21 protein-coding genes are annotated in these 19,609 nt (G+C 68.9%); 11 read left to right on the top strand and 10 right to left on the bottom strand.

Annotated features, from left to right (window positions below; translation table 11 throughout):
* Positions 1–90: 90 nt before the first annotated feature.
* Positions 91–372: a hypothetical protein gene (locus ACYVLQ_RS09915; protein WP_460697105.1), complete on the top strand. Its 282-nt coding sequence runs from the start codon at positions 91–93 to the stop codon at positions 370–372.
* Here ACYVLQ_RS09915 and ACYVLQ_RS09910 read toward each other — a convergent pair.
* Together ACYVLQ_RS09910 and ACYVLQ_RS09905 are read right to left on the bottom strand one after the other, a co-directional pair.
* Entirely contained in the window at positions 362–1,744 is a 1,383-nt protein-coding gene (locus ACYVLQ_RS09910; RefSeq protein ID WP_460697104.1) for an MFS transporter, read from the bottom strand. The genes ACYVLQ_RS09915 and ACYVLQ_RS09910 overlap by 11 nt on opposite strands.
* Before the next feature lie 2 nt (positions 1,745–1,746).
* The gene (locus ACYVLQ_RS09905; protein WP_460697103.1) at positions 1,747–2,217 is read right to left on the bottom strand and encodes an NUDIX hydrolase; all 471 of its coding nucleotides are present in this window, start codon (positions 2,215–2,217) and stop codon (positions 1,747–1,749) included.
* 265 nt (positions 2,218–2,482) lie between these two features.
* Between ACYVLQ_RS09905 and ACYVLQ_RS09900 the strand changes: the two genes are divergently transcribed.
* Complete coding sequence (locus ACYVLQ_RS09900) at positions 2,483–3,274, top strand: pirin family protein (protein ID WP_460697102.1); 792 nt, start codon at positions 2,483–2,485, stop codon at positions 3,272–3,274.
* Between the two features lie 57 nt (positions 3,275–3,331).
* The gene (locus ACYVLQ_RS09895; RefSeq protein ID WP_460697101.1) at positions 3,332–3,853 is read left to right on the top strand and encodes a DUF4190 domain-containing protein; all 522 of its coding nucleotides are present in this window, start codon (positions 3,332–3,334) and stop codon (positions 3,851–3,853) included.
* On the opposite strand, the gene ACYVLQ_RS09890 is transcribed toward ACYVLQ_RS09895, so the two are convergent.
* Complete coding sequence (locus ACYVLQ_RS09890; RefSeq protein WP_460697100.1) at positions 3,831–4,307, bottom strand: hypothetical protein; 477 nt, start codon at positions 4,305–4,307, stop codon at positions 3,831–3,833. The two genes, ACYVLQ_RS09895 and ACYVLQ_RS09890, sit on opposite strands and share 23 nt — an antisense overlap.
* Before the next feature lie 77 nt (positions 4,308–4,384).
* Between ACYVLQ_RS09890 and ACYVLQ_RS09885 the strand changes: the two genes are divergently transcribed.
* The 3 genes from ACYVLQ_RS09885 (at position 4,385) to ACYVLQ_RS09875 (ending at position 7,668) form a co-directional block, all read left to right on the top strand.
* Positions 4,385–5,236, top strand: a complete 852-nt coding sequence (locus ACYVLQ_RS09885) for a helix-turn-helix domain-containing protein (protein ID WP_460697099.1) — start codon at positions 4,385–4,387, stop codon at positions 5,234–5,236.
* A gap of 10 nt (positions 5,237–5,246) precedes the next feature.
* Complete coding sequence (locus ACYVLQ_RS09880; protein ID WP_460697098.1) at positions 5,247–5,624, top strand: DUF397 domain-containing protein; 378 nt, start codon at positions 5,247–5,249, stop codon at positions 5,622–5,624.
* Between the two features lie 61 nt (positions 5,625–5,685).
* A complete protein-coding gene (locus tag ACYVLQ_RS09875) occupies positions 5,686–7,668 on the top strand; it encodes a M13 family metallopeptidase (protein ID WP_460697097.1) in 1,983 nt (660 codons plus the stop codon).
* Between the two features lie 76 nt (positions 7,669–7,744).
* Here ACYVLQ_RS09875 and ACYVLQ_RS09870 read toward each other — a convergent pair whose 3' ends face one another.
* The 6 genes from ACYVLQ_RS09870 to ACYVLQ_RS09845 form a co-directional block, all read right to left on the bottom strand.
* Complete coding sequence (locus ACYVLQ_RS09870) at positions 7,745–8,536, bottom strand: carbohydrate ABC transporter permease (RefSeq protein ID WP_460697432.1); 792 nt, start codon at positions 8,534–8,536, stop codon at positions 7,745–7,747.
* A 101-nt stretch (positions 8,537–8,637) separates the two neighbouring features.
* Positions 8,638–9,567: a carbohydrate ABC transporter permease gene (locus ACYVLQ_RS09865; protein ID WP_460697096.1), complete on the bottom strand. Its 930-nt coding sequence runs from the start codon at positions 9,565–9,567 to the stop codon at positions 8,638–8,640.
* A gap of 175 nt (positions 9,568–9,742) precedes the next feature.
* Complete coding sequence (locus ACYVLQ_RS09860; RefSeq protein ID WP_460697095.1) at positions 9,743–10,618, bottom strand: L,D-transpeptidase; 876 nt, start codon at positions 10,616–10,618, stop codon at positions 9,743–9,745.
* Between the two features lie 330 nt (positions 10,619–10,948).
* Complete coding sequence (locus ACYVLQ_RS09855; protein WP_460697094.1) at positions 10,949–12,283, bottom strand: cytochrome P450; 1,335 nt, start codon at positions 12,281–12,283, stop codon at positions 10,949–10,951.
* A 122-nt stretch (positions 12,284–12,405) separates the two neighbouring features.
* Positions 12,406–13,647 carry a serine hydrolase domain-containing protein gene (locus ACYVLQ_RS09850; RefSeq protein ID WP_460697093.1) on the bottom strand — a complete coding sequence of 414 codons (1,242 nt, stop codon included), beginning with the start codon at positions 13,645–13,647 and terminating at the stop codon, positions 12,406–12,408.
* Positions 13,648–13,694: 47 nt separating this feature from the next.
* On the bottom strand, positions 13,695–14,171 hold the full coding sequence (locus ACYVLQ_RS09845; protein ID WP_460697431.1) for a DUF6764 family protein: 477 nt from the start codon (positions 14,169–14,171) through the stop codon (positions 13,695–13,697).
* On the opposite strand from ACYVLQ_RS09845, the gene ACYVLQ_RS09840 reads away from it, so the two are divergent.
* The 3 genes from ACYVLQ_RS09840 (at position 14,113) to ACYVLQ_RS09830 (ending at position 16,610) form a co-directional block, all read left to right on the top strand.
* Positions 14,113–14,304 (top strand): hypothetical protein, encoded by a 192-nt coding sequence (locus ACYVLQ_RS09840; RefSeq protein ID WP_460697464.1) that lies wholly within the window; start codon positions 14,113–14,115, stop codon positions 14,302–14,304. The genes ACYVLQ_RS09845 and ACYVLQ_RS09840 overlap by 59 nt on opposite strands.
* A 152-nt stretch (positions 14,305–14,456) precedes the next feature.
* Positions 14,457–15,032, top strand: coding sequence for an LppU family putative lipoprotein (lppU, locus tag ACYVLQ_RS09835; RefSeq protein ID WP_460697092.1), 576 nt, complete (start codon positions 14,457–14,459; stop codon positions 15,030–15,032).
* 48 nt (positions 15,033–15,080) lie between these two features.
* The gene (locus ACYVLQ_RS09830) at positions 15,081–16,610 is read left to right on the top strand and encodes an MFS transporter (protein ID WP_460697091.1); all 1,530 of its coding nucleotides are present in this window, start codon (positions 15,081–15,083) and stop codon (positions 16,608–16,610) included.
* An 82-nt stretch (positions 16,611–16,692) separates the two neighbouring features.
* Here the strand turns inward: ACYVLQ_RS09830 and ACYVLQ_RS09825 are convergent, their stop codons facing one another.
* A complete protein-coding gene (locus ACYVLQ_RS09825; protein ID WP_460697090.1) occupies positions 16,693–17,361 on the bottom strand; it encodes a chymotrypsin family serine protease in 669 nt (222 codons plus the stop codon).
* A gap of 559 nt (positions 17,362–17,920) precedes the next feature.
* Between ACYVLQ_RS09825 and ACYVLQ_RS09820 the strand changes: the two genes are divergently transcribed.
* Positions 17,921–18,739 carry an MlaE family ABC transporter permease gene (locus ACYVLQ_RS09820; protein ID WP_280268918.1) on the top strand — a complete coding sequence of 273 codons (819 nt, stop codon included), beginning with the start codon at positions 17,921–17,923 and terminating at the stop codon, positions 18,737–18,739.
* Positions 18,740–18,743: 4 nt separating this feature from the next.
* Complete coding sequence (locus ACYVLQ_RS09815) at positions 18,744–19,607, top strand: ABC transporter permease (RefSeq protein WP_460697089.1); 864 nt, start codon at positions 18,744–18,746, stop codon at positions 19,605–19,607.
* The last annotated feature ends 2 nt before the right edge of the window (positions 19,608–19,609 follow it).

The raw sequence follows: 19,609 nt of genomic DNA, 5'->3' as shown, positions 1-19,609 counted from the left end.
AGCACAGCCCGTCCAATCTAACCGACCGATTTACCGGTTGGCAGGATGGCGCGGCGGGAACCTGAGAACTATCGGCGGCGTCCAAGGGTTATGACCGAGATCGAGTACGTCTTCGGCACGGGCGACGGCGTCCGCAACGTCTGGTCGTCGCAGACCGATCTGGATCTGTCCGACACCGGTGTGTACGACGCGGTGGCACTCGATTTCGACGGCGACGGGCTGTTCGACGACGCGCTGTGGGATTCGGACGGCGACGGTATCGCCGAGATCGCCGCGCTGGATCTCGACGAGGACGGCGTCCTCGAGAGCTACTTCACCGACCCCCGTGGCCAGGGCGTCTGGGATCAGCAGATCGAGCCGGTCACCGAATGACGGTGTGCCGCCGGGCATTGACCGCGACCGCCGCGATGCCCATCCCATAGACCACCGCGCCCGCCGACACCACCGCCAGCGACCGCCCGTCGTCCGGGATCACCAGTGCCGCCATCGCGATGGCCAGCACGAACGTGATGTTGAAGACGGTGTCCTGCAGCGCGAACACCTGGCCGCGCCGGGCGTCGTCGATATCGATCTGCAAGGTGGCGTCGCCGGTGAGCTTGATGGTCTGACCGGCAAGTCCCAACAGGAAGGCGCCGACTAGCAGCAGGTGGTGGGCCCGGCCCTCGTCCGCGCCGGTGGCCACCGCGATCGGCGTGACCAGCGTCAGCTGCACCACCACCGCGGTGGCCAGCCCCGCCAGCACCGTGCGCGGGCGGCCCAGCCGCGGGATCAGCAGCGGCGCGACCAGGGCGGCGACCAGCATGCCGGAGGCGGCGGCCGCGATCGCCACCCCGAATCCGATCAGGCCGCTGCTGAGCGACAACCCCTCGGCCGGGGAGCGCCGCAGCACCAGCACCATCAGCAGGGTGTTGGCGCCGAACACGATCCGGTGCACGCCGATTCCGATCATGGCCGTGGTGCATTCGCGCGATTCCCACACCGCCCGGGCGCCGGTGCGCAGGCCCGCCAGCACGGCGTGCACCGAACCCTGCCGGACCGCCACGGCCGGGCCGCTCGTATCGGGCAGCCCGGGCGGCGCGGACTCGCGCCATTGCGGTCCGAGTTGGTGGCGGCGGAATCCGGCGGCCGCGAGCGCGCCCGCCACCGATCCGGAGGCGCTGGCCGCCACGGCCACCGCGGAGCCGAAATCCCCGGCGCCGATACCGCCGATGATCGACACCGCGGCGGCCGCCCCCAGCCCCGCACAGCCCGAGGCCGCCGTCGCGAGCACCGAATTCATCGGGACCAGCCAGCGCTGCTCGAGGACGCGCGGCAGCGCCGCCCCCACCCCGGCCGATACGAAACGGCTGATGCCGACCACCGCGAGCGCCAACAGCAGCAGCGGAGTCTCCGGGACCCCCGCCAGCAGGCCGGCCGATGTCACCGCGATCAACACACCGCGCAGGAGGTTCGCCACCAGCAGCACCGCGCGCCGATCCCAGCGGTCCAGCAGCGCCCCCGCGAACGGGCCGATCACCGAATACGGCAGCAGCAGCACGGTGAAACCGGCCGCGATGGCCAAGGGATCGGTGGCTCGCTCGGGATTGAACAGGATCGCGCCCGACAGCGCCGCCTGGAACATCCCGTCGCCGAACTGCCCGGCGAAGCGCACCAGCGCCAGCCGCAGCATGCCGGGACTGCGGGCGATGGCGGCCAGCGCCGCGCGCAGGGCCTCGAGCCGACGGGCCGCCGGACGATCGGTCATGTTCAGTGCCCGCTGTTCGCGGTCACCAGGGTGTAGACCGTCTCGCGCATATCGGCCGCCATCGGCAGTCCCACCAGCGACTGCTCGTCGATCCAGCGGAATTCGTCGTGTTCACCCGGCGCCAGCGAGACCTCGCCCGGCTCCGCCTCCACCACGAAGCTGTACTTGCGCACCCGCGCCTTGGTGCGGGTGGCGTAGTCGAAGCCGCCGACCACGTCGATGATGCGGCGCAGCCGTAATCCGGTCTCCTCGTACAGCTCCCGCGCCACACAGTCGGCGAACGACTCACCGGACTCCACACCGCCGCCGGGAAGCTCGTACATACCGCCCTGCCAGTCGTTGGCGACACGCCGTACCACCAGCAGTTTTCGTTCCCGGAACACCGCTACCCCGACCACGAAGTCCTCGATGCCGTCGGTGCGGGCCTGCTCCCGGAGTTCGCGCTCGATGCCCGCGAATGCCTCGGGTCGCATCGGCGATTCACCTCCGGTTCGGGTTGCGGCACACCATGATACGGTCGTGCCCGTTCACGCGGTGCGCCCGGTGGTCCGGGCCGAGCGCCGAACATTTGCGGTCGTCCGCCCGGCCGCCCCGGAGCTTACCGTGGTCGCGGCGGCCGTCGCGGCATCCGGGCCAGGCGCTGCCGCACGGTAGAATTTACTGGGAATTCAGGGTCTGGTCCGAGATGTGCTCCTACCCTGAAAGGTGATCGGTGCTCGGCCGGAGAGGAGGACCACGGTGTCCATACTCACGACACCACACATCGATGTACATCGCGGCGGCGACCGCATGAAAACCCGTGTGGCGTGGCTGGATTCGAAGCACTCTTTCTCTTTCGGCGAGCACTATGACCCCGAAAACACCCACCACGGCCTGTTGCTGGTGAATAACGAGGATATTGTCGCGCCGGATCGGGGTTTCGACACCCATCCCCATCGGGATATGGAGATCGTCACCTGGGTCCTGAGTGGCGCGCTGGTACACCAGGATTCGCTCGGGCACAGCGGTGTGATCTATCCGGGCCTGGCGCAGCGAATGAGCGCGGGCACGGGAATTCTGCACTCGGAGAAGAACGACGCGTGGCGGCTGGCGCCGGAGCAGGGCGGCACCGCCGAGCAGACCGAGCCGGTGCATTTCGTCCAGATGTGGGTGGTGCCCGACGAGCCGGGTCTGACCCCCGGCTACCAGCAATTGGAGGTCGACGACGAACTGGCGGGCGGCGGCCTGGTGACGGTGGCCGCGGGCCTGCCGCGCTACCGGGACCGCACCGCGATCGCCATCAACAGCAGCCATTCCGCCCTGCATGTCGCGCGCATGCCCGGCGCGGGCGAGGGACCGGCGGTCCACCTCCCCGAGGCGCCGTACCTGCACCTGTTCGTCCCGCGCGGCGAGGTCGAGCTGGAGGGCGTCGGGGTGCTGTACGAGGGCGATGCGGTGCGGCTGGCGCGCAGCGGCGGTCAGCGGGTGATCGCGAAGTCGCCGTCGGAGATTCTGGTGTGGGAGATGCACGCGCGGCTCGGAGCGCAATAACATTCCAGAGCGCCCGAAACCCGGCATTTCAGGCCCCGGGTGAACGAGAGGACAGGCATGTCGGAGTACCCGCCGCCCGGTCAGTACCCCCCGCCCGGGCAATACCAGCCCCCGCCCGGCCAATATCCGCCGCCGCCGTCGGGCGACTCTCCGCCGCCGTCGGGCAATTACCCGGGCGAGCAATACTGGCAGGAGTCGCCCAAGCGCAAGGGCCTGGCGATCACCGCCCTCGTGCTGGGCATTCTCGCCGTGCTCGGCCTGCTCATCTTCTTCGGCGCGGTGATTCTCGGGCCGTTCGCGCTGCTGTTCGGCATCATCGCGGCGGTGAAGGCGCGCCGCGGGACCGCCGGTGGTTTCGGCATGGCCGTGGCGGGCATCGTGCTCGGCGTGCTGGCGCTCGCGGGTGCGGTCGTGGAGGCGATCGTCGGCTACAACTTCTTCGTCGACCACGGCGGCCAGGACTACCTGGACTGCATCCGCGACGCCGGTAGCGATCAGGCCCAGATCCAGCAGTGCGAGGACAACTTCCGGGACACCCTGGAGAACAAGCTGAGCGTCACGCCCGAGCCGCCGCGCTGAGCGCGGCGATGACCGCGCCCGGCTCCGGGCGGAAGTCGCCCTCGGGCGAGTCGATCCACACCCGGTAACCGGTGCGTTCGTCGGCCGGGGACGGAAGCACGATCCGGGTGCCGGGCAGGGCTAACGAGGTGTCGCGGTGCAGCAGCTCCGTCAGTACCGTCATGTCCTCCAGCGCCGCGTCGGCGGGCCCGGTGAGGAAGGTCCAGCGCGCGGAGCGCGGGTGACCGATGATCGGGCCGCGCCGCCGCTCGGCCGACAGGTGCTCGCGCACGCGGCCGCCCAGGGCGGCGGGCATGGTGAGGGCGCCGATCGCGCCGACCTCCAGCATGATCCGGCCGAGCGACGGCTCGACGACGCCGTAGAGCCCGTATTCCTTGCGGTACCGGCGGCAGCGGGCCAGGGCCTCCTGGGTGGTGGCGTAGGCCGCCGGGTCCGGGCGGGAGACCTGGCTCATAGGCAGACCGTATCGTCGCGCAATTAAAATGACAATAGTCACACGCCCGCGAATCTCGCGGCGTACCATCGCCTCTCATGGCCCCCCTGTCCCCGACGGTCGCCCGGTGGGAATTGGTCCTTCGCCTTCGTGAACTGCGTGAACAACGCGGATTCGATTCGGCCACGTTCGCCAAGCGGGTCGGTTTCACCCCGGCGAACTGGTCGCACGTCGAGAAGGGCCGGCGCGTGCTCACCCTCAACACGATCGGCCCCGTGCTGGATCTGCTGGAGGTGAACGACGAGGAGCGCGGCGAGTTGTTGACGCTGCTGGGGGCCAGTAAGGACCGCGGCTGGTGGGCCAAGTCGTCGGCGCTGATCGGCCTGGAGCTGCAGCGCTACTACGGCATGGAGTACGGCGCGGAGTACATCCGCAGCTACGACAGTCTGGTGGTGCCGGGCCTGCTGCAGACCGAGGACTACGCCCGCGCGCTGATCAGCGCCGATGTGATGATCCGGCCGGTGCAGGTCGAACAGTTGGTGGCGGTGCGGATGCGGCGGCAGCAGCGGCTGCGCGGCCCCGATCGGTTGGAGCTGACCGCAGTGATGAGCGAGGCGACGCTGCTGCAGCAGATCGGCGGGCCGAAGGTGCTGCGGGGGCAGCTGGAGTATCTGGCGGATGTGCTCGAGGAGCTCGACTCCGTGGAGATGCGGGTGATCCCGTTCAGCGCTCCGGCGGGCGCGGTGCTCGGCGGCTCCAGCTTCCATCTGCTCGACTTCGCGGGTGAGAGCCTGCCGACCTTCGCCTGGGCGGAGAGCGCGGTATTCGGCGGCGCCGTCGATAACCCGGAGCAGGTGCGCGATCTGGCGTTCGCATACGTGCGTGCGCTCGACCAATCCCTCAGTCGCACTGAATCATTGGCGCTGATCAGAAAGCATGCGCGCGTGTAAAATCCTGCGCATGTCAACCGCCAGGTACCGGCCGGAGACCACCGGCTGGTTCACGTCGACCCGCACCAACAACGGGAATCAGTGTGTCGAGGTCCGGTTCGACGGCGATGCGGTGCTCATCCGAGACAGCAAGTTCCGGCGCAATCCGGCCCATCGCCCCGAAGACGAGCCCGTCATCACCGTCACCGCGAGCGAATGGATGAGCTTCCTGGACGTCGTGCGCGGCCGGGGGGATGCGACCACCCCCCTCGCCGCGGAGACCGCCGCGGCAGGTGAGACCTCGCTGCGCTGCGGCGATACCGTGCTCACCTACACCGCGGGCGAGTGGTCCGCATTCGTCGCGGGCGTGCGCGAGGGAGAGTTCGACCGGGTCCCGATGCCCGTGTAGGCCCTCGGGCAGCGCGAGTGGCGACGGGCCAGCACTCGCGCGTGTCGGCATACTGGAGATCGTGACTTCCGACGTGACGACTCCCTCCGGTATCGATCTGACCTATCGCGACGACGCTGTGCGGGTACAGGACGACCTGTTCGCGCACGTCAACGGGAAGTGGCTGGAAACCTCGGAGATACCGGCCGACCGCGCGGTCGACGGGGCCTTCCGGGCGCTGTACGACCAGGCGGAACTCGACGTCCAGCGGATCATCGAGAATGCCGCCGCCTCCGACGCCGCGCCCGGCAGCGAGGAGCGCAAGATCGGGGACCTGTTCAACAGCTTCATGGACGAGGCCGCCGTGGAGGCCGCGGGCCTGGCCCCGATCGCCGACGAGCTGGCCGCGGTCCGCGCCGTGACCGATCGCGCCGAATTCGCGGCGCTGCTGGGACGGCTGCAGCGCGTCGGCGTCGGCGGCGCGGTGGCGTTCTTCGTCGATACCGACGACAAGAACTCGCAGCGCTACCTGGTGCAGCTCACCCAGTCCGGCATCGGCCTGCCCGACGAGTCCTACTACCGCGGCGACGACTACGCGGAGATCCGCACCAAGTACGTCGAGCACATCGGGCGCATGTTCGCCCTCGCCGGGATCGAGCACGACCCCGAGCGGGTGTTCGAGCTGGAGCGCAAGCTCGCCGCCGGGCACTGGGATGTGGTGCGCCGCCGCGACGCCGAATTGAGCTACAACCTCACCACTTTCGACGCGCTGGCCGCCGAGCATCCGGAATTCGACTGGGCCGCTTGGTCTTCGGCGACGGCCGCCGGAATCGATCGGCCGGGGCCGGAGCTGTTCGCCGAAATCGTGGTGCGCCAACCGGATTACCTGCGCGCCTTCGCCCAGCTGTGGGCGTCGGAGTCGCTGGAGGACTGGCGGGCGTGGGCGAGTTGGCGGGTGCTGCGGGCGCGGGCGGCCTATCTGACCGCCGCGCTGGTCGAGGAGAACTTCGATTTCTACGGCCGCACGCTGTCCGGAACCCAGGAGAATCGCGAGCGCTGGAAGCGCGGGGTGTCGCTGGTCCAGGATCTGCTCGGCGAGGCGGTCGGGAAACTGTATGTGGCGCAACACTTCCCGCCCGAGGCCAAGCAGCGCATGCAGCAGCTGGTGGCCAACCTGACCGAGGCGTACCGGCGCAATATCGCCGACCTGGACTGGATGGGCCCCGATACCCGGCGGGCCGCGCTGGCGAAGCTGGAGAAGTTCACCCCGAAGATCGGCTACCCGGACCGCTGGCGCGACTACTCGGCCGTGCGGATCGACCCAGCCGACCTGGTCGGCAACTACCGCAGCGGCTATGCCGCCGAGCACGACCGCGACCTGAACAAGCTCGGCGGCCCGGTCGATCGCGACGAATGGTTCATGACCCCGCAGACGGTGAACGCCTACTACAACCCGGGCATGAACGAGATCGTCTTCCCCGCGGCGATCCTGCAGCCGCCGTTCTTCGATATGAACGCCGACGACGCCGCCAACTACGGCGGCATCGGCGCGGTGATCGGTCACGAGATCGGCCACGGCTTCGACGACCAGGGCAGCAAGTACGACGGCGACGGCAATATGGTCGACTGGTGGACCGATGCCGACCGCGCCGAGTTCAGCAAGCGGACCAAGGCGCTGATCGACCAGTACAACCGGTTCTCGCCCGCGGACCTGCCCGACAACCACACGGTGAACGGCGAATTCACGATCGGCGAGAACATCGGCGACCTCGGTGGCCTCTCGATCGCCCTGCAGGCGTACAAGATCTCCCTGGAGGGCGCCGAGCCTCCGGCCATCGACGGGCTGACCGGTCTGCAGCGCGTGTTCTTCGGCTGGGCGCAGGTGTGGCGCGCCAAGTCTCGCAAGGAGGAGGCGATTCGCCGCCTGGCGGTCGACCCGCACTCGCCGCCGGAGTTCCGCTGCAACGGCGTGGTCCGCAACCTGGACGGCTTTCACGAGGCGTTCGAGGTGGGGCCGGGTGACGCGTTGTATCTGGAACCTGGTGAGCGCGTGCGGATCTGGTAGGTAGGCGAGCCTGCCCGCCATCGCCATGGTCCGGAGACCCTCGCGGGATACGGCCCGCGCGGATTCATCGGTCCCGTCAGGTCCGCATCGCACCCGAGGTGAGGCCTCTGATCATGTGCCGCTGCAGGATCAGGAAGATCACCAGCATGGGCAGCATCGTGAGCAGCGTGCCTGCCAGCACCGGCCCCCAGTTGGTGAACGAGGGATTCTCGCTGTGCTGCAACTGGGTGAGGCCGACCGGCAGGGTGGCGACCCGGGCATCGTCGGCCATCAGATACGGCCACAGATATTCGTTCCACTCATTGACGAGTGTGACCACCGCGAAGGCCGCCATCACCGGCCCCGACATCGGCACCACGATCCGGATGAGCAACTGCCACCGGCCCGCCCCGTCGATCCGCGCCGCATCGATCGTCTCCGCGGGCAGCGACAGGAAGTGATTGCGCAGCAGGAAGGTGCCGAAGGCGACGCCGCACAGCGGAACGATGATGCCCTGCAGGGTGTTTCGCCAGCCGAGCTGATCTATCAGCGCGTAGTTGGAGATCACCGTCACCTGGTTCGGCACCAGCAGTGCGGCGACGATCACCAGGAAGACGAGATTCTTGCCCGGAAAACGCAGGAACACCAGCCCGTAGGCACCGAGGAGACCGAGCACGAACTTCACCGTGGCGACGAGGGCGGTGATGATCAGGGAATTCCGCAGGAACGTCCAGAACGGTTGCGCGGTCGTGGCTTCCGCGTAATTGCCCGGATGCCAGCCGTGCGGCCACCACACCGCGGGCTGGGTGTAGATGTCCGGGCGGGCCTTGAAGGATGTGACGACGACCCAGAACAGCGGTACCCCGATGATGATCAGCACGCACAGCATCGCCGCACAGCCGAGCAGGGTGGCAGCTCGGCGCCGACGCCGACAGTGCGTGGCGAGAGGTACAACGTCGGAAGCCGAGTGCGCCACGACGATGGTCGTGCTCACCGGTCACCTCGATCCATGGCGCGGACCTGAAGCAGCGTCACGATCAGCAACATCACGAACAACACCGTGGCCACCGTGGCGCCGTAGCCCGCCCGGGAGTTGCGGAAGGATTCCTGGTAGAGCTGGTAGGCCATCGTGGTGGTGCCGGTGCCCACCGGTCCGCCGCGGGTCATCACATTGATGAGGTCGAAGACCTGCAGCGAGTTCAGCGTCACCGTGATCGAGAGGAAGTACGTGGTCGGCCGCAACTGTGGCAGCACCACCCGCGTGACCGTAATCCACCGGCTCGCACCGTCTATCGCGGCCGCCTCGATCAGCTCGCGCCGAACGCCTTGCAGCGCAGCCAGATACAGCATGAAGGTGAAGCCGAGGTTCTTCCAGATGTAGGTCACGGAGACCATGACCATCGCCCAGTGCGAATTCTGGTAGAAGTCCGGCACATCCGTCACTCCGAGGCGCCGCAGCAGATCCTGCGCCAGGCCGAAGCCGGGATCGAAGAGGAATTGGAACGCCACCCCGACGGCCGCGCCGGAGATCACGACCGGCGCGCAGATCGCCGAACGGATCGCGTTGCGTCCGAACAGCTTCCGATTCAGCAGCAGCGCGAGGGCCAGGCCCAGTGCCAGGCTGCCGACCACGGCGGCCAGCGTGAAAACGACGGTGTTGGTGACGATCTGCCAGGAATCGTCGCGCCCCCACCACTCCCGGTAGTTCGCGAGGCCGAGATAGCTCGCCGCCGGATCGGAGAGCGTCCGATCGGTGAACGACATCCGGACGGTATCGCCCAGCGGCCGGAAGACGAACAGCCCGAGCAGCACGAGATTCGGCGCCACCAGCACGACGAACAGCGCGTAGTCGCTCCAGGGCCGCCCCCGCACGCCACGGCCGCGCGGCCACGGCAGCACTCGTTCGGGCCGAGATCGCACGGCCGCAGCTTGACGGCCACGGGCAGCCGAACGGTTAACTGAGGATGCCCGGTCCCTGAACTGTCGGTGCATGCCGGAATGCCGAACGGCCCACCACAGGTGGGCCGTTCGAACCTTGCCGTCTATCCCGGCACGTGGACTCTCATCTACTATCCCGGCACGCTTTTGGCCGGGATCAGTTCCAGTCGCCCATGCCGTCGCTGGCGCTGAAGTCGCCCGTGGAGTTCTGCACGACGACCGGGTCGCCCTTCTGCGCATTCTCGAAGAACCACTGGGCATCCGCGGGGCTGACGTTCAGGCAGCCGTGGCTGACGTTCGAAACGCCCTGCTGCGCAACCGACCACGGGGCGGAGTGCACGAAGATGCCGCTGTTGGACAGGCGGGTGGCGTACTCGACCTCGAGCTTGTAGCCCTCCGGATCGGTGGTCGGGACCCCGTAGGTGGAGGAGTCCATGATCATCTTCCGGTTCTTCTCGCCGACGTAGTAGGTGCCGTTCGGCGTCTCGTGCTTGGGCTTGCCCATCGAGGTGGGCATCTCCCGGATCACCTCGCCGTTGCGGGTGACGGTGATCGTGTGGGTGGTGTCGTCCGCGGTGGCGACGACCTCGTCGCCGATCTTGTACGCCACCTTGGTGCCGCCCGCCTCGACGGTGATGTCGGAGTTGGCGGGCCAGAAGTTCTCCGGCCGCCAGCGCACCTGCTTGTCACCGAACCAGTAGAAGTGGCCCTGCGTCGGGTTGCTGGAGGTGATCCGGATGGCCTTCTCGGCGGCGGCGTGGTCGCCGACCGGCTCCTTGAAGTTGACGATGATCGGCTGCGCCACGCCGACGACCTCACCGTCGCCGGGGCCGATGTTCGGGGCGGCGAAATTGGCGGGCGGCAACGCCGGCGGGTTCTTCAGTGGTGCCGCGCCCGGCTCGGGCTGCGGCTGCGGAACCGCGGCCGGGGCGCCGACCTCGGGGCCGCCGGGCCACAGCGGCGCGGCCGAGGCGGGGGCGAAGGCGATCGCTCCGGCGGCCGCCGCCGCCAGCGATAGGACTCCGATTCTCATGATTCGGGTCGCCTCCCGGCCGGATCTCCGACACGTAGTGGTGCGCACAGCCGTTCGTCCTCTCCATCCTCATTTCGCACGCAGACACGCGAGCAGGAAGATATGTCGTGCCCCAACCCGGCATCCATTACTACATCTCACGCCGTCGGGCGCCAATTGCCTTCTGGCAGTTATGAAGATCAACCAACCGGTGTGCGACGCGTCACCCGGTCGGCGGCGGACCGGCCCCGCGCGACGTCTGCGCCGTTCGCATCGGCGAGTCGGGTTTGCCGGTGCGGACCGAGGTTGAAAATAACACCGATACCTCAGCAAACATCATTGTGATGCAAATCACTCGACACTGGCGGATCGTGGACATTCCGAGACGATGTCGAAGGTGATTCCGGTGCGTGGCCCGGTGGCGATGTTGTGCGGTACTGCCAGCGGAATTCGGCCGCGCGCGGAGCGTGGCGGCAGCGCCAGCTCCACCCGGGCGAGCACCGTCGCCAGCACCACGCGCAGCTCGTAATCCGCCAGTGCCGCGCCCGCGCAACGCCGGTGGCCGCCGCCGTAGGGAGCGAGTTCGAAGGGCCCGAAGCGGCGCTCGAGAAAGCGCTCGGGGCGGAATGCGTCCGGCTCGCCCCAGACGCCTGGGTCGGAATGCAGCAGCGGCAGGGAGATCCCCATGGTGTCGCCCGCGCCCAGTTCCACGCCGGACAGTGTGAACGGCCCGGTCAGCCGCCGCAGCACGATCGGTACGGGGGGATGCAGCCGCAGCGTCTCCTGGCACACCGCGTCCAGGTACGGCAGCCGGGCGGTCTCGTCGGGCTGGAGGCGATCGCCCGCGTCGTGCAGTTCGGCCCGCAGCCGCCGCAGCGCCGCCGGATTCCGGTGCAGTCGGAACAGCGCCCACACCAGGCTGGTGGCGGTGGTTTCGTGCCCGGCCACCAGCAGCGTCCGCAACTGGTCGATCAGATCGGTATCGTCGCGTATGCCGTCGCCGCTGGTCAGCAGCATGCCCAGGACGTCGGGCCCGGTCTCGCCACTGTCGCGGCGGCGCGCGATATCGGCGGCGATCAGTTGGTCGAGCCGGTCCCGCGCGGACCGGAACCGGTCCCACGGCGCGAGCCCGAAGGCGCTGTGCCGCAGGGCCGGAACGAGCAGCAGCGGTCCGGTGAAGGCGTTCAGGAACGCCACGACGGCCCCGGTGTACTCGGCGCGCCGCGCGGGGTCCTGCAGGCCGAACACCGCGGTCAGGATGACGCGCAGCGTGATAGCGCGCGCCGCCACCCGGGCATCGACGCGGGTCCCCGCCCGCCAGGCGGCGCCGGTGCCGTCGCCCAGCAGTTCGGCCACGGTCGAATCGCGAATAACGGTGCCGTACCGCCGAATTCGGTCACCGTGAAATGCGGGCGCCAATATTGTGCGATCGTGCTTGTGCCGGGACCCCCGGGCCAGAATCAGCGAGGACGAACCGACAAGCGGCTCAATGGGATTCGGAAGCGGAGGTTCCAGGATCTCGACCGGGGCCCGCAACAATTCCTTTGCGCCCGAACTTGTTCCAGTGAACAGCGCCATGCCGAATCCCGGAAATCGCACGAAGAAGGGATCTCCCTCCCGTGCCCGGCGCCACCGGAAATATCGGTCGAAGTCGACTCCCGCGGCCAGCGCATGCAACAGGGTCAACCGCGGCGCCCGCGGTCGGCCGTCCGTTGCCCCAGCACCCATATGGACGAATACGATCGGCCGGCCCGCACGGTTCGATAACCGCGGTGACGGTGACGTCCCGGGCCGCTTCCGGACCCGGGCTAGGACAGGCCCAGCACCGCGGCGGCGTGCGCCATGCCGGCCAGGCGCGCGAGTCGTCCGTCGCCCACGGTGGTCAGCGAATTGCCGAGCCGGTTGGTGACGAAGGCGACCGCGATGCCCGAGTCCGGATCGGCGAAGGCGCCGGAACCGCCGACCCCGTAGTGGCCGAAGGCCTTTCGCGGCGGGCGGCGCGACAACATCGGGGGCCGGTGATATCCCAGCGTGAACGGCGTCGGCACCCCGAGCACGTAATCGCGATGTTCGGTGCGCTGCAGCCGGTTGACCACCGCGATCGTCTCGGGCCGCAGCAGCGGCGTGTCGTCGGTGGCGTGCGTCGGCGCGTCCGCGGCCAGCCGCCCGCCGTTGGCCAGCGCGCCGTACATCCGCGCCAGCGCCCGGGCCGAGAACACGCCGTTGAACCCGGGCATCACCGCGTCGTGCACCCGCGGATCGACGATCAGCGCGTCCAGCCCGGCGGGCATCCCGGCCTCGGCGACGGCGCCCAGCGCGCGGGAGCGCGCGAGCACGGCGGAGGCGGTGTCCCAGCGCATTCCCGGCACGCGCAGGCGCGGAAAGGTGCGGGCGATGCGATGCCGCTCGGGTTCCGGCACCCGGTACCAGAACTCCTCGGTCCGCAGCGGTTCGGCGATCTCGCGGCGCAGCACCTCGGTGAAGTCGTCGCCGGTCACGCGCTGCACGAGCTCGGCGACCAGCCAGCCGAAGGTCACCGCGTGATAGCCGGAGGCCTGCGGCCGCCGCGGGTCGGGGACAGCGTCGGCCAGGGCCGCCACCATCGCGTCGTAGTCGAGAATGCCGTCGGTGGCCGCGGCCAGCCCCCGCACCCGGTGCAGCCCGGCGCGATGAGCCAGCACGTCCCGCACGGTGATCGCGTCCTTGCCGTGCACGGCGAATTCGGGCCAGTAGTCGGCCACCGGCGCGTCGTAGTCGATGAGGCCGCGTTCGGCGAGTCGATGCAGCAGCGTCGCCGCCACGCCCTTGCCGGTGGAGAAGCTCAGCGCCACGGTGTCGCGCTGCCAGCGCCGGTCGGGCGCCGCCCAGCCGGTCCACACGTCGACCACGGGGCGGCCGTGCAGATAGACGGCGAAGGCGCCGCCGCCGCGCACGGGCCGGGCGAACATCCGGAAGAATCTGTGCACGACGGGCACGAAGCGTGGATCGATCACCATCTGCCCTGTTGCCGGGGCGGATTCGCCCCCGGAATACGGCACTGTCGCGACCATTCGCCGCCCCTCCTGACGCCGCTGCGCCGCGGCAGATCCTGTGCGTGTCAGGGTAACGCGGACGACGCGGTGTGCCAGAGCCCCACCGGCGTCGCCAGGCAGCCGTTGCCGCTGAGCGAATCCCAGGCGAGCGCCGCCGACCCCAGGCAGACCACCGCGTGCTCCTGCGAATCCAACTGCGCCCGGGAGCCGCTCATCGCCACCGTGATCCCGACCCGGTCACCGCCCGGAGCAGCGCCGATCGACGTCAGCGCGTAGGCGTCCGGGCCGAGACCGATGGCCACCGGCACGCCGGTCACGCCCTGGCTGGCCCCGACGCCGCCGGATGCCCCGACCCCCAAGGCGATTGCCCCCGCGGCGGCCCGCGCGTATCCGACGCCGTCGAGGCCGGCGGCACGGGCGTGGCCGGAGTCCGCGGCGGCACGGCAGGCGGTCCGACCGTCGACGATCGTCACGTCCCCACCTGTGGCGGAGTCGCAATGCACGTCGGTTGCCGAGGCGGTCCCCGCGGCGCAGGCGCACACTCCGACCGCCGTCGCCGAGCACAAGATTGCGCTGATCAGCTTCACGGAGAACTCCCTTCAGGCCGACACCCTCACCATACTCAGATCATTTGCTGGAACGCCGAATCCGGCGTCGACGCGCGGCCGTTCGTGACGGATCACACCACCGCGGCGGTGCGCAGTACGATCGATGGGTCGTTAGCATGGCCCGCGATCGGTGCGACTTCGAAATCCTCCGCGCGAGTTCGAAGCAGGACGGCTCGGGAGGATGCCTTGGCACACGCTTGGATTCCGGTGCGGATCGTATTGCCAGTGTTGGCGATCGCCGCCGTCGCCGGGCTCGCCGCCTGCGGTTCGACCGTCAGCGGGAACCCACGGGCGGCCCACACCGGCCCGGCCGCGACCGGTACCGCGACCACCTCGGCGCCGACCTCGGGAAAGGCGCGGCCGACCACCCCGTCCCCCACCACCACCGGCGGCAGCGTCGACTTCCGGGCCGAGATAGGTGACTGCGTGGCGCTGGGGGGCACGAACGAGGACGCGACCATCGAGAAGGCGGTGTGCGGCAGCCCCGAGTCGAACTACCGGGTCGTGGGCAAGGCGCCGACCTCCGACCAGTGCGTCTCCGATGCGGACAGCGTCTACTACGAGAGTCGGCGTGGCCAGGAAACCGGCGCCCTGTGCCTGGACCGCGATTGGGTGGTCGGCGGCTGCATGGATATCGCCGGTAACGACACCAAGCGGGTGGATTGTGCCGGATCGGCCGTGGAGGGGGTGCGGGTCCTGCGCATTCTGCAGAACACCGACAGCGTCGACGCCTGCCACAGCGACGGATTCGTCTACCACCAGCGACGTTTCGTGGTCTGCGTGCAAGACATGTGACGAATCGAAATCCCGCCGCGCGGACCGGCTCGCCGTAGCGTATGGCGGGTGAGCACTACAGAGCTGCCGCGGCTGAGTTCGGTGACCGGCCGGTGGATCGTGCTGGCCACCGTCCTCGGCTCCTCGGTCGCCGCACTGGATGCGACGGTCGTCAATATCGCGCTGCCTCGCATCGGTGAGTCCCTGCACACCGGGGTGTCCGGTCTGCAATGGACACTCAGCGGATACACCCTCACTCTGGCCTCGTTCATCCTGCTCGGCGGCTCGCTCGGCGACCGGCTCGGCCGCCGTCGGGTCTTCGTCTGGGGCACAATCGGTTTCGCCGTCGCGTCGGTGCTGTGCGGGGCGGCGGTGAATATCGAGATGCTGGTGCTGGCGCGCGTCCTGCAGGGCGTGGCCGGCGCCCTGCTCACGCCCGGCAGCCTGGCGCTGATCTCGGCCTCCATCGATGAGCGCGATCAGGGCGCGGCGATCGGCCTCTGGTCCGGGTTCGGCGGTGTCGCCGGTGCGCTCGGACCCTTTCTCGGCGGCTGGCTGATCGAGGTGGCGGGCTGGCGCTCCATTTTCCTCATCAACGTGCCGCTGGCCGCGGTGGTAGTCGCGGTGGCCGTGCGGCACGTGCCCGAGAGCCGCGATCCCGATGCCTCCGACCGGCTGGACGTGCCGGGTGCGCTGGTGGTCGCGGTCGCGCTGGGCGCGCTGACGTTCGGGCTGATCCAGGCGCTGCCGCTGTTGACGATCGCCGGGTCGGCGCTACTGGGGGTCTTCGTCGTCATCGAGGTGCGCAGTGACCACCCGCTGGTGCCGCCCGCGCTGTTCACCGGCAAGCCGGTGGGCGCGTCGTCGGCGGCGCGGCGCGATCCGCGCTCGGGTCGCATCTTCACCGCGGCCAACCTGGTGACGCTGGCGGTCTACGCGGCGCTGGGCGGTGTGTTCTTCCTGCTGGTGTTGCAGTTGCAGCAGGTCGCCGGGTACTCCCCGCTGCTGTCGGGCGTGGCGACGCTGCCGGTCACCGTGCTGATGCTGCTGCTCTCGGCGCGCGCCGGGCGGTGGGCGCAGGAGCACGGCCCGCGCCTGCCGATGACGGCCGGGCCGCTGCTGGCCGCGGCCGGTGTCCTGCTGCTGCTGCGCATCGGGCCCGAGTCGTCGGGCGTCGCAGGCTATCTGCGCGATGTGCTGCCCGGGGTGGTGGTGTTCGGTCTGGGGCTGTCCGCGCTGGTCGCGCCGTTGACCGGTGCGGTGCTGGGCGCGGTGCCCGCGGGTGAGGCCGGTATCGCCTCGGGAGTGAACAATGCCGTGGCCCGCACCGCGCAGCTGCTCGCGGTGGCCGCGCTGCCCGGCCTGGCCGGGATCTCCGGATCGATCGAGAACGCCGCGGCGCTCGACCACGGATTCACGGTGGCGATGCGGATCTGCGCGGGCCTGCTGGTCGTCGGCGCGGTGGTGGCGGCGGCGCTGCTCGGCGCGCGGCGGAGGCCGCGCGCGGCGGAGGTCAGCGTGGACTGCCTGCCGAATTGCGCCGCGGTCAGCGGCCCGGCGATCCAGCCCAGCCTGTCCGACCGGGCGACGGGCAACTGATACCGCGAGCTGGCCTGGACATGGCGCGGGGCGGTGAGGATTGTCCTCACCGCCCCGCGGTTCGTCTTCCGGCGGGCGCCCGTCAGATCGGGGCGTAGCCCGCGCCCGCCCGGCCGCGTCCGTTCATATCGTCCATGATGGCCGTCATGTTGGTGCCGACCTCCGGGCCGAAGCAGGCCACGGCGAGGTAGGCGTTCACCATGGCGACCAGGGTGTTCCCGACCACCACGGGCGCGCCGGAATCGCCCTCCACGACGCACATCTGGGTCCAGGTCTCATCGGTCTGGAAGATGTCGCCCCAGGTGATGCCGCAGGTATTGCCGGTGGTGCGGCCCTCCTTGCAGGCGATCATCGGGAACTGCGCGGGCGCGCCGAGGCCGGTGATCGTGACGTTGCCGATCCGGTTGACCGGGACGACCTTGCCGGGCTCGAACTCGATGACCGCGTAGTCCAGTTCGTGATTCGAGTAGGCGAACCGGCCGATCACGCCCGCGCCGCGATCGTGCTCGGACCACACCTGCGAACCCGCCTCGCCGCAATGCCCCGCGGTGAGCCCGACCAGCCGACCCGCGCCGTCGCGTCCGATGGTGGTGACGGTGCACTCGAACTGGTTGTCGATGATGATTCCGGAGCCGCCCCCGATGACGACGCCGGGATCTGCGTGCGCGACTCCCGCGCCCGTCCCGAGCAGCGCCGTACCCAGGACGACGGCGAAGGCGGCCTGAGCCACCTTGGCGAGTTTGTTGAACATGTCCCTCCAGACGTCGGAAGCCCGCACGATATCAGCCTTGTAGTACTACATCCTGTCAGTATTCGGGCCCAGGCGCGCCTCGTATCGGCGTCCCGTTTGCCGGATCGGGGTGGATCTCAGCGCCGTTACGGCCGGGTCGGCCGGGTCCCGGGTTCCCCCTCGTGACCGGCGCGTCGCGGCGGGGCGACACCCGGGCCGCGGTGACGCCGTCGCGCGCGCCCGCGCGGATACGCTTATGAGGACTTGCGGATCGAACCGCGGTTTTCGACTAATTCAATCCGGGAAATTAATCGGAAGCGGCAAAGCTGGTCGCCGGTTCAAAACCTGTAACTCGTTCTAGAACGCCAACGTTGTCATTGTGATTTGCCCCAACGGTATGTCGCCGATCACAGCCTTATGACGGGCGTGATCTGGGTCTATGACCGTGGCCACACATTGTGGTGTGTTTTTTCTAACTCCGTAGTAAGGTGCGTCAGGCAAACAGTCGTCGGGGCGGGTAACCGGCGTCGAGAGGGGTTAGTCAGTGCAGTTCACCAACAGTCCGCCGGCAGGGTCACGGATGAGTGGGGCGGTCGATTGGACCAAGGCGTACTGGCAGGACCATCCCAAGCGTTCGCTCGAGACCTTCGGTCGCCAGATCACCATGGGCATCGCGGCCGTCGCCGAGTTGTTCATCGCCATCTTCCGTCGGCGCTTCCCGTTCGGTGAGTTCGTCCGGCAGTGCGCCTTCATGGCCTCGGTCGCGGCCGCGCCCACGCTGTTGGTCGCGATCCCGATCGGCGTCATCGTCTCGATCCAGGTCGGTTCGGTCGCCGGACAGGTCGGCGCGACCTCGTTCATCGGCGCCGCCAACGGCCTGGGCATCATCCAGCAGGGCGCCCCGCTGGTCACCTCGCTGATGATCGCCGGCGCGGTCGGCTCGGCCATCTGTGCCGATCTCGGCTCGCGCACCATCCGCGAGGAGATCGACGCCATGAAGGTGATGGGCGTCGACCCGCTGCGCCGGCTGGTCGCGCCGCGGCTGGGTGCGGCCATGCTGGTGTCGGTGCTGCTGTGCGGCTTCGTCGTCTTCGTGGGCTTCGTGACCGGCTATATCTTCAACGTCTTCGCCCAGAACGGTACGCCCGGTTCCTACATCGGCACCTTCTCCTCGTTCGCCGTTGTCGCGGATCTGCTTGCCGCGCTGGTGAAGTCGCTGATCTTCGGCCTGCTCGCGGCGATCATCGCATGCGATTCCGGGCTCAACACGCGCGGCGGCCCGGGTGGCGTCGCCAATTCGGTGAATACCGCCGTGGTGCTGTCCGCGGTGATGTTGTTCGGTGTGAATCTGATCATCACGCAGATCTACAACACCCTGTTCCCCTCACAGATGGTCTGAGTCGGTGTCGTCAACGTATGTACCGCCGCTGCTGCGGCCCTTCCAGCGGATCCGGTCATCCGCCACCGCCCCGCGCGACTGGCTCGCGCGGATCGGGCACCAGGTGTTCTTCTTCCTGCGGTCGATCGGGTCGATGCCGTTGGCGTTCAAGCACTATCCGAAGGAAGTGTGGCGTCTGCTCTCGGATGTCACCTGGGGAAACGGAAATATCGTCGTCGGCGGCGGAACGATCGGCGTGGTGCTCATCCTGAGCGCGTTCGGCGGTATCACCGTCGGCATTCAGGGCTACAACTCGCTGGACCTACTGGGGCTCGGGCCGATCACCGGCGCGGTCTCGGCCTTCGCTACCACGCGCGAACTCGGGCCGATGCTGGCGACGGTGGCGTTCGCCTCGCAGGCGGGCTGCCGGTTCACCGCGCAACTGGGCGCCATGCGCATCTCCGAGGAGATCGACGCGCTGGAATCGCAGGCCATCCGGCCGCTGCCGTATCTGGTGAGCACCCGGATGATCGCCGCGATGATCGCGATCGTCCCGCTGTACTGCCTGGCGCTGCCGTTCGCCTACATCTCCTGCTCGCTGACCGTGCAGCTGGTCGGCGGTACCGCGGCCGGGACCTTCCAGCACTACTTCTACCAATTCCTCATCCCGGGGGATGTGCTCTGGTCGCTGCTGAAAGCCATGGTGTTCGTGGCGATCACGACGTTCATCCAGTGCTACTACGGGTTCTTCGCCTCCGGTGGTCCGGAGGGTGTCGGCGTGGCCGCCGGGCGGGCGATCAAGTACTGCATCATCGCCGTCGTCTTCGCGGACCTGTTCATCACCTTGGCCGTCTGGGGTATCAACCCGGGCATCAGGATCTCGGGGTAGGG

The sequence above is a fragment of the Nocardia thraciensis genome (assembly GCF_054782435.1).
The sequence above is the reverse complement of the archived record's forward strand: the minus strand, read 5'-3'. Positions and strand labels throughout refer to the sequence as shown.